Genomic DNA, 8,612 nt, shown 5'->3' on the forward strand with positions numbered 1-8,612 from the left:
CCTGTCCGACCCGCGTCCCGGCGAGCGGCGCGGCGCCGTTTTGGACCTGATCGCGTCAGGAGGGAAGCGGTCGTGAGTTGTCCGGTCAGCCAAGTGGTAGGCAGGAGGGATCAGCGGGCCGGCAGGGCGGAGCCGAGATGGTTTTGATCGTCGTCGGGATGATGCGTCGTCAGCAGCCCGACCGCGGTCGCCAGCCAATGCAGCAGGACCAACGCCACCAGCACGACCGCGTTGACGACGAAAATCTGCTTCACGACGGAAAGCGCAAAGGCCCCGTCCTCGGTCGGCAGGGCGAAGCTGGCCAGGTAGAGCACGAACTCGTACGCCGTGAACGCCCCGACGAAGGGCAGGCTGACACCGAACGGCCCCGGCCGGCGCGGCGCCAGCGCGATCGCCGCCAACAGGGCCGTCCCCGCTGCCACGCCGATCGCCAGACCCCAGACGATGGAAACAAGGTCGTGCGGATAATGCAGGAACCCGTATCCGATGACCTGGTTCGCCAGCCAGACGAGGCCCACGACCAGCGCGGTGTCGCGCCGGTCGGTCTTCAGCGCCGCCAGGGTCGCCAGTGCGGCGAACGGCGTCGCGCAGGCGTAGAACAGGCTCAACCCTGCGCCCGCCACCACGATCAACGCCATCCAGATCGCCCGGCCGGCGCCGCTGCGTTCCATGCTGACCGGACCCATCTCGCCTACCCTCCCGTGCAACGCCGCCACTTTAACGCATGTCCCGACCGTTTGGTTTGTGAAAAAACAACCACTGCCCTGCAAGTCCCTTTCCTGCGCCCCTTTCGGGGTCGCCCCTGCGGCAACGCACTACCGGTTCTTCCAATCCGGCTTGCGCTTCTCGGCGAAGGCACGCGGCCCTTCGATGTAGTCCTGGCTGTCGATGTTCTCCTGCTGCGCAGGGAACACCGTGCGCATCGCCTGCTCCAGCGTGGGCAGGTCCATCCCCTGATAGGCCGCCTGCTTCGACGCGCGCACCGCTTTCGGCGAGCATTCCAGGATCATCCCGGCCCAGCGCTTCGCTGCCTCCAGCGCGTGGCCTTCCGGCACCACCTCGGTGACGAAACCGAGTTCGAAGCCTTCGCGGGCAGAGACACGGCGGCCGGTGAGGATCATGCCCATCGCCTTCTTGATCGGGATGGAGCGCGGCAGGCGATGCACGCCGCCACCGCCGGCGATCAACCCGACGCGCGGTTCCGGCAGGGCGAAGATCGCATTCTCGGCGGCGACGATGATGTCGCACGCCAGTGCCGTTTCGAACCCGCCGCCCATGGCGACGCCATTGACCGCGGCAATCAGCGGCTTGGTCATGCCGAAGCGGTGGCACAGTCCGGCGAACCCGTTCGGACCGTTCGGCCGGCGCTTGCCCGCCGCCTGCACTTTCAGGTCGTTGCCGGCCGAGAACGCCCGTGGCCCGGCCCCGGTGACGATGCCCACCCACAGGTCGTCGCGCGCGGCGAACTCGTCCCACACGGCGGCAAGTTCGTCATTCGCGTCGGCATGCAGCGCATTCAGCACCTCCGGCCGGTTGAGGGTGACGATACGCAGCCGCCCCTCGTCCTGGACGGTGCAGAACTGGTGCGCCATCAGCCCAGCACCTTGGCATCGCGCAGGCCGGAGATCCGGCCGTTGTCGTAGTCGAGCCAGTCCGACAGGACCTCGGTCCCGTGCTGGCCCAGCAGCGGCGCCGGACCGACGGACGGCGGGGCGCCGCCGAAGCGGACGGGCCAGCCGCTCATGACGTATTCGCCATAGGTTGGATGCGCCATCGGCTGGCGGATGCCGCGTTGCTGGAAGGTCGGATCGTCAGCCAGTTCCCGTGTATCGAGCACCGCCCCGGCGGGGATCGTGGCGCTGCCGACGAGGTTCATGGCAGTGTTCTTGTCGTGCTGGCGGGTCCAGGCGGAGACGATCTCGTCCACCTCCTGCCGGTGTTCGGCTCGGGCGGCGGGTGTGCCGAACCGCGTGTCGCCGATCAGGTCCTCGCGGCCCATGACCTTCAGCAGCCGGGTCCAGTGCTCCGGATTGGCCGCGGAGGTGTAGATGTAGACGTAATCGTTCGGCCCGCCGCCCTTGCACGGATAGACTCCGATCGGCGGGAAGCCGCCGCCCACGGTCTTCGACCCGGCGCGCGGGGCGGGCTTGCCGCCCGACCGCTCCATATAGGCGAAGGCGTTGCGGATATAGTGCAGGATGGCGTCCTGCATGGCGACCTGCAGGTGCTCGCCCTGGCCGGTCCGCAGGCGCCGAACGTAGGCGCCCAGGATGGAGATCGCCATCAGCATCCCCGTCCCCGTGTCGCCGATCGTCGCGCCGGGCTTGCAGGGCGGGCCGTCCTCCTCACCGGTGATCGACATCAGTCCGCCGCAGGCCTGGGCGATCATATCGAAAGCGAGGTTCTTCTCATGCGGGCTGCCGCTGCCGAACCCCTTGACCTGGCAGTAGATGATCGCCGGGTTGATGGCCTTTACGACGTCGTAGCCCAGGCCCAGGCGCTCGATCGCGCCGGGGGCGAAGTTCTCGATCATCACGTCCGCATGGCGGGCGAGGTCCTTGACGATCTCCAGCCCACGCGGGTCCTTGAGATTGACGGCGATCGACCGCTTGTTGGAATTGTATTGCAGGAAATAGTTGGAATCCTTGTCGGATTTCCCGCCGACCGAGCGCCCGGGATCACCGGAGCCCGGGTTTTCGACCTTGACCACGTCGGCGCCCATCCAGGCCAGGGCCTCGGTGCAGGACGGCCCCGCCTCGAATTGCGTCAGGTCGAGGATTTTCAGGCCCGCGAGGCAGTTCTCTCCGCTCATGTCGGCGTCTCCCCTTTGGTTTTGCGGATCAGTTAAGCCCGGCGCGACGGGAACGTCGAGAGCGGCGGCCGGTCCGACCGGGACTGCTGCGGAAAAATCTTGCCAAGGCGTGTTCGGGAAGCCAGCTTTCTGGCATGGCCGATCCGGTGAACCTGAGCGCCTACCGCGACGACACGCTATGGGCCGTGGTGGCCTTGATCGGCCGAACGTCGCGAGTGGCCGAGGTTTTCAGCAGCCGGATGGCGGCGCTCGCCGACCAGGCATGGCGGGAACAGCAGGTGAAGGCCTATGCGCATTTCCTGCGGACGTCGAAGCAGCCGGTGCCGGCGTACATGGTGAAGCCGATCAAACGCGCGGAACTGCCGCGCGGCTGGCGGCCGGTACCGGCGCTGGGGTTCCTTCAGGGAAAGATGCTGTAAGCGACGGTCGCTGCCGTGGACCCATATCGCATGGGGGACCGCCACCGGCGGATACGGGGCCAAGCCTCGAACGAGCGTGAAACTGCTCTGAACCAGCGCCGTAACCTCCGATCAAGAGATTGCTGGTGGAGCGCAATATTTCTGAACCGGATCAATACAGATCTCCGCAGATTCCGCGACGCCCGGCCATGGCGGAGCGGGTCAAGTCAACGTCCGGTAGTATAAATAAATATTGCGTCGCCCCGTTGAACAGTCTATTAAAATAGATGCCGGATGATCGAATTTCATTCGGAAAATAATAAACAGGGAGACTCAAGCAATGTCTGGTACTGGAACTGGTACGATCCCGATTCCGGAAAACGTTCCGTGGTGGAAAGAACCAACAAAAGACCAATGGTACGCCTATTTTGCTGCCTGGTTAGGTTGGACGCTCGATGCGTTTGACTTCACTGTTTTTCTTCTGATCATGCTTCCGATCTCCCAATACTATGGGATACCGCTGACAGAAGTTACCGCGGTATTCACGATCACGCTGATCATGCGCTTGGCCGGCGCGACGACATCCGGCTGGCTCGCCGACCGCCTGGGCCGCAAGGCGCCATTGATGATCTCCATCCTATGGTACTCGGTTTGCAACCTTCTGGCCGGTTTCTCGCCCAGCTTCGCCTTCCTGTTCTTCTTCCGGGCATTGCTTGGCATCGGAATGGGTGCGGAATGGCCCGCGGGCGCCGCGCTGGCCATGGAGTCCTGGCCAGCCCGTTCCCGCGGCTTCATGTCCGGCGTTTTACAGGGATCGTGGGGCATCGGCTTCGCCTTGTCCTACCTTGCCTACGCGTTCCTCTACGAGCCGTTCGAACGCATGGGTCACGGTTATGGTTGGCGCGGCATGTTGATCCTGGGCGTGCTGCCGGCACTGGCCTGCGTCTGGATCCGCTTCTACGTCAAGGAGCCGGCGGTATGGGCAGAAAACAAGAAAATCCAGAACGACACAAACAACCAAGTGACGTTGCCGCTGTTCGCGATCTTCAAGCGGAAATACCTGTGGAATACCATCACGGGTTGCGTCTGGATGGCGGCCAATTTCTGCGTCTACTATTCGATCTGGGCGCTCTTCGCGACCTATCTGCAGAAAGAGCTGGCCTGGACACCGAAAATGGTGGCAGTACCTGGATTCTGGGGCAACATCCTGGTGTTTTTCGCGTGCAGCTTCTGGGGCCTGGTCTCGGAGCGGGTTGGACGTCGCTGGGGACTGATCATTCCCTGCAGTATCGGGCTTTTCCTCGTGCCGCTATACCTTATGTCCGTCGATCCGGTCTGGATCACCTGCGGCTTCCTGCTGCAGGCATGTTTCGTCGGCGGGAAGGATGCCCTGAATCCGGCCTGGCTGTCTGAGCGGTTCCCCACCGAGGTCCGAGCCTCGGCGGCGGGCTTTGTCTATCACCAGGGCGCGGTCTGGGGGGCCTTCGTCGCACCGGCCATATCCTACTTCGCCATCGAGCGGAACATGGGATTCGCCGCGCCGATGATGATCGGCACCATGGGGTCGCTCGTCGGTCTGATCATCGCGGTGTTCCTGGGTCCCGAAACGAAAGGCAAGGTCATGACCGCCGAGCTAGAGGTCATCCGCGCTGAGATGCCCGCCTAGAACGCGATGACCTGCGGCGGCAGCCGCCGCAGGTCTGAATCGCGCGATCAAACAAATACCGAAAGCATGATGAGTGAGCGAAAGCGAAGTCATCATGCCTTAGAACTCGACCACCCGGGGTTGCCGCGGCGACGCGGCGACCTCGGACGTGGGACCGCCGAAAGGCCAGACCACGGCCGGATCATCCGGTCGCGATCTGGCACCAAGGTCGAAGCCTCGAGCGGCGATTTGCGGCGAAGAAGCGATCAGGCCACGTGGCCGTGCACGAGGTCCACGACCTGCAGGTTCGTCAGGTTGGAAACGTAACGCCCGCCGGCCCCGTCGCCCGGCACCACGATCCGCAAGGCGCCATCGCTGCCGCCCGGACCAAGCTGGCCCTTCTGGTCGGCATAGGCCACCAGGTCCTGCTGGTTGCCGAACTGAGGATCGATCTCTCCCAAGGAAAACAATGCTCGGTAACCGTCGCTGCCCGTTGCGACCACGCCGAAATGCAGCAGGTCGTTCTTGACGGACGGATCGGCCAACAGGCCTGCATCCTGGATCAGATTCCAAAGCGATACGCCGGTATAGGTATCCGTCGTGGACCCGGAACCCGAGATATAGGTCGCCGTCACCTTCTGCGATTGATTCAGCGCCGATAAGGTCTCAGGTGTAATGACCATCGGATCGGCCACCGCGCCGGCCAGCGTGGCCGAAGCGGCATACCCACCGCTTCCGGTCGAACCCGGCTCCGGCAGGGAGTCGACCGTCAAGCTCACCAGGTCGGATACGTAACGGCCGCCGGCGATATCGCCGGGTACCACCACGCGGCTCAGCCCATCCGCCCCATGGGGTCCCAGTTGCCCGGCCGTATCGGAGGACGCGATGGTGATGGGCTGGTTGCCGAACGCGGGGTCCATCTCACCCATGGCATAAACCGCCGTGTACCCGTCGGACCCGGTAGCGATAACGTATTTGTTCAGGATGTCGTTCTTAGCGCTCGTCGTTTCAACGCCGCCGGCCGTCTGCAGAAGATTCCACAGGGTCGTGCCGCTATAGGTGTCGCTGACCGGGATCCCGGCAGCCTTATAGGTGACGGACAACGTGGTGACCGGCGTGACATCCGGGATATTGTAGAGTCCGGGCAACCCGATATCGCCGCCGACATAGACCGGGGCAAAGGGGATGCCGAAATAGGAGAGCACACCGCCAAGGAATTCTTCGCCTTGGTAAAAATCTGCCAACCACGATGTGTTGTGAAACTGTTTCATTCCGACCTCGCCTATTCCCCTATATTGAAACGGATATAGCGAATGGTGGAAGCTGGCAACCAGGGACGCATACGCCCAAACGGAAGCCGGCAAGAGATCCCACGCCGTGATCGGCTTTGCGCCGGTCACGACGTGGGATCAGCGGGTCGATAGCAGGAAAGCCCATGAAGCGCCCGATAGACGATTGCAGGCCCTATGCCTCTTCCGTCATGGCGGCCACAGGGCCGCCATTCATGCCTGATCCCTCCGCCGACAATGCACGCCTCGACGGAAGACTTCGGCCCACTACGCCATGTTGAGAGGAATGCCGGCGCGGCCTACGACGCTTGCGGCGAGGCCGCCAGCAATTGCTCGATCGGGTCCCACACGAACGCCGTCTGGGAAATCTTCTGCCCGGCGATCTGCGTGAACGTTTCCGCCACCGGCTTGCCCCCCAGCCGCTGATAGAACCACCGGCTGGGGTTGTCCCGCAGGACCCACAGGAACGCCGACTTGCACCCGATCTCCACCAGATGCCCCGCTGCCGCGCGCATCAGCCGCCGGCCGACGCCGCGATCGCGCCAGTCATCCAGGACGTAAAGCGTCTCGACCTCGCCCTCGGCCAGCCGTCGTCCGCCGACTTCGGCATGACGCGCCCGCCCTGCGGTGGCGAAGCCGACGATCCGCGGCCCGCTGCCCAGCGGCACGTCGGTGCCCGATGCCGTCGCCACCACGACCCCGGTGCCGCCGCGGATCGCTGCGTCGTAATGCGCCGCCTGACGGGAAACGGAGAGGTTCGCCAGATAGGAGTCCGGCAGGATCCCCGGATAGGTGTTCCGCCACGCCGCGACATGCACGGCCCCGATGGCGATGGCATCCGCGACCCTGGCCTTGCGCAACGAGATCATGCCGCCCGCTCCAGCACCGCGGCGAAGAACCCGTCCGTGCCATGCCGCGCCGGTGTCAGGGCCAGGAATTCACCCGACACGGGGACAGGCGTCTCAAATGGCCAGGCGTGCGCGAGCGGCACCACCGCGAAATCAGGATGACGTAGCAGGAAGCCCCTCACTTGGTCCTCGTTTTCCTCTTCCAGCACTGAACAGGTAGCGTAAACCAAACGGCCGCCCTTGCGAACCAGTGTTTGCGCGATGTCGAGTATCTTTCCCTGCTTTTCCAGCAACTCCGCAAGATCCTTCGGCGTAAGCTGCAGCCGGGCGTCGGGATTGCGGCGCCAGGTGCCGGTGCCGGTGCAGGGGGCGTCCACCAGCACGCGGTCGAAGCTGCCGGCGCGACGCTTCAGCCATTTGTCGCCGGTTTCGGTCAGATGCCGCTCGACATTGTGCACCCCGGCCCGGCGCAGGCGGCGGACCGCGCCCTCCAGCCGCGGGGCGGAGACGTCGCAGGCCACGATCTGCCCCTTGTTCTGCATCACCGCCGCCAGCGCCAGCGTCTTGCCCCCTGCCCCGGCGCACCAGTCCGCGACGCGCATGCCGGGCGCCGCCCCGACCATCGCCGCGATGAGTTGACTGCCCTCGTCCTGGATCTCCACCAGGCCAGACTGGAACGCCGGCCCGTCTGTCACGGGCCGCCGCCCCTGGATGCGCAGCCCCCACGGCGAGAGCGGGGTCGGCCGCGCCTCCCACCCCTCGGCGGCCAGGGCAGCCTGGGCCTTGTCCCGCGTCGTCTTCAACAGGTTGGCGCGAAGGTCGAGCGTGGCGGGCTGGCCCATCGCCGCCATCTCGGCCGACAGCGCGTCGCCGAACCGGGCGCGCAGCGACGGCAGCAGCCAGTCGGGAACTTCCAGCCGAACCGCGTCCGGCATGTTCGGATGGTCGAGCGTATGGCCCTCGATCCGCCCTAGGGCAGTGGCTTCGGCACGGTCGAGCGCCGGCGGAGCGAACCGGCCGCCCGAGAACGCCTGGGCGACGCCGTCGCGAGTCCAACCCTCCAGCAAGAGCGAGGCACCGACCAGCAGCCGCGGCGTTTCCGGCGCATCGTCCAGCCACCATCCGATCCGCCGCCGAGCCCGGAGCACCGCCCACACCCGTTCAGACACCGCTCGGCGGTCGCCGGAGCCGATATAGCGACGAGACCGGAAGAAATCGCTGGCGACGGCGTCGGCGGGACGGTTCGGCGCACCCTGGATGGCGTCGAGCAGGTCGATGGCGGCGGCGATACGGGCGGCGGGAGTCATCTGGGGGATATAGCGCAGACCGCGCGGCCGGCGTCAGCTTCTCGAGCATCGAGTTGGATGTTTCTCCCCCAGGGGTCAAGACAGCATGCCTCTCCCCGATTTTCGTCCGAAAGAGTTAGTTTATCTTATTTTTAAGCCATATCTTGCATGAAATAGAAAAATATCCTCCTAGACGTCCAAGTTCTTTAGGACATCGCCGTCTCGCCATGTTGCCCCCTACCCTCATCGCCCCAAGCTTCGACCCCGGCTCGGTCTGGCTGGTCGGCGCCGGTCCTGGCGACCCCGGCCTGCTGACGCTGCATGCGCTGCACGC

At 64.9% G+C, this 8,612-nt stretch carries 8 protein-coding genes; 2 read left to right on the forward strand and 6 right to left on the reverse strand.

Annotated elements, in window-relative coordinates; all coding sequences use genetic code 11:
• Positions 1-110: 110 nt before the first annotated feature.
• The 3 genes from VHB27_RS18285 to VHB27_RS18295 form a co-directional block, all read right to left on the reverse strand.
• Positions 111-686: a hypothetical protein gene (locus VHB27_RS18285; RefSeq protein WP_325603159.1), complete on the reverse strand. Its 576-nt coding sequence runs from the start codon at positions 684-686 to the stop codon at positions 111-113.
• Between the two features lie 129 nt (positions 687-815).
• Positions 816-1,592, reverse strand: coding sequence for an enoyl-CoA hydratase-related protein (locus tag VHB27_RS18290; protein WP_325603161.1), 777 nt, complete (start codon positions 1,590-1,592; stop codon positions 816-818).
• On the reverse strand, positions 1,592-2,812 hold the full coding sequence (locus VHB27_RS18295) for a CaiB/BaiF CoA transferase family protein (protein WP_325603163.1): 1,221 nt from the start codon (positions 2,810-2,812) through the stop codon (positions 1,592-1,594). Before VHB27_RS18295 ends, VHB27_RS18290 begins: the two co-directional genes overlap by 1 nt.
• 134 nt (positions 2,813-2,946) lie before the next feature.
• Here VHB27_RS18295 and VHB27_RS18300 point away from each other — a divergent pair, with 134 nt between their 5' ends.
• Complete coding sequence (locus VHB27_RS18300; protein ID WP_325603165.1) at positions 2,947-3,231, forward strand: hypothetical protein; 285 nt, start codon at positions 2,947-2,949, stop codon at positions 3,229-3,231.
• A gap of 319 nt (positions 3,232-3,550) precedes the next feature.
• A complete protein-coding gene (locus VHB27_RS18305; protein WP_325603167.1) occupies positions 3,551-4,876 on the forward strand; it encodes an MFS transporter in 1,326 nt (441 codons plus the stop codon).
• A 245-nt stretch (positions 4,877-5,121) separates the two neighbouring features.
• Here VHB27_RS18305 and VHB27_RS18310 read toward each other — a convergent pair whose 3' ends face one another.
• The 3 genes from VHB27_RS18310 to VHB27_RS18320 all read right to left on the reverse strand — a co-directional run bounded on the left by VHB27_RS18310 (position 5,122) and on the right by VHB27_RS18320 (position 8,299).
• Positions 5,122-6,126, reverse strand: a complete 1,005-nt coding sequence (locus VHB27_RS18310) for a hypothetical protein (RefSeq protein WP_325603169.1) — start codon at positions 6,124-6,126, stop codon at positions 5,122-5,124.
• Between the two features lie 317 nt (positions 6,127-6,443).
• Positions 6,444-7,013 (reverse strand): GNAT family N-acetyltransferase, encoded by a 570-nt coding sequence (locus tag VHB27_RS18315; protein WP_325603170.1) that lies wholly within the window; start codon positions 7,011-7,013, stop codon positions 6,444-6,446.
• Positions 7,010-8,299, reverse strand: coding sequence for an RsmB/NOP family class I SAM-dependent RNA methyltransferase (locus VHB27_RS18320; protein ID WP_325603171.1), 1,290 nt, complete (start codon positions 8,297-8,299; stop codon positions 7,010-7,012). The genes VHB27_RS18315 and VHB27_RS18320 overlap by 4 nt, the downstream gene beginning before the upstream one ends.
• Between the last annotated feature and the right edge of the window lie 313 nt (positions 8,300-8,612).

Source organism: Rhodopila sp. (genome assembly GCF_035548235.1).
GTDB lineage: Bacteria > Pseudomonadota > Alphaproteobacteria > Acetobacterales > Acetobacteraceae > Rhodopila.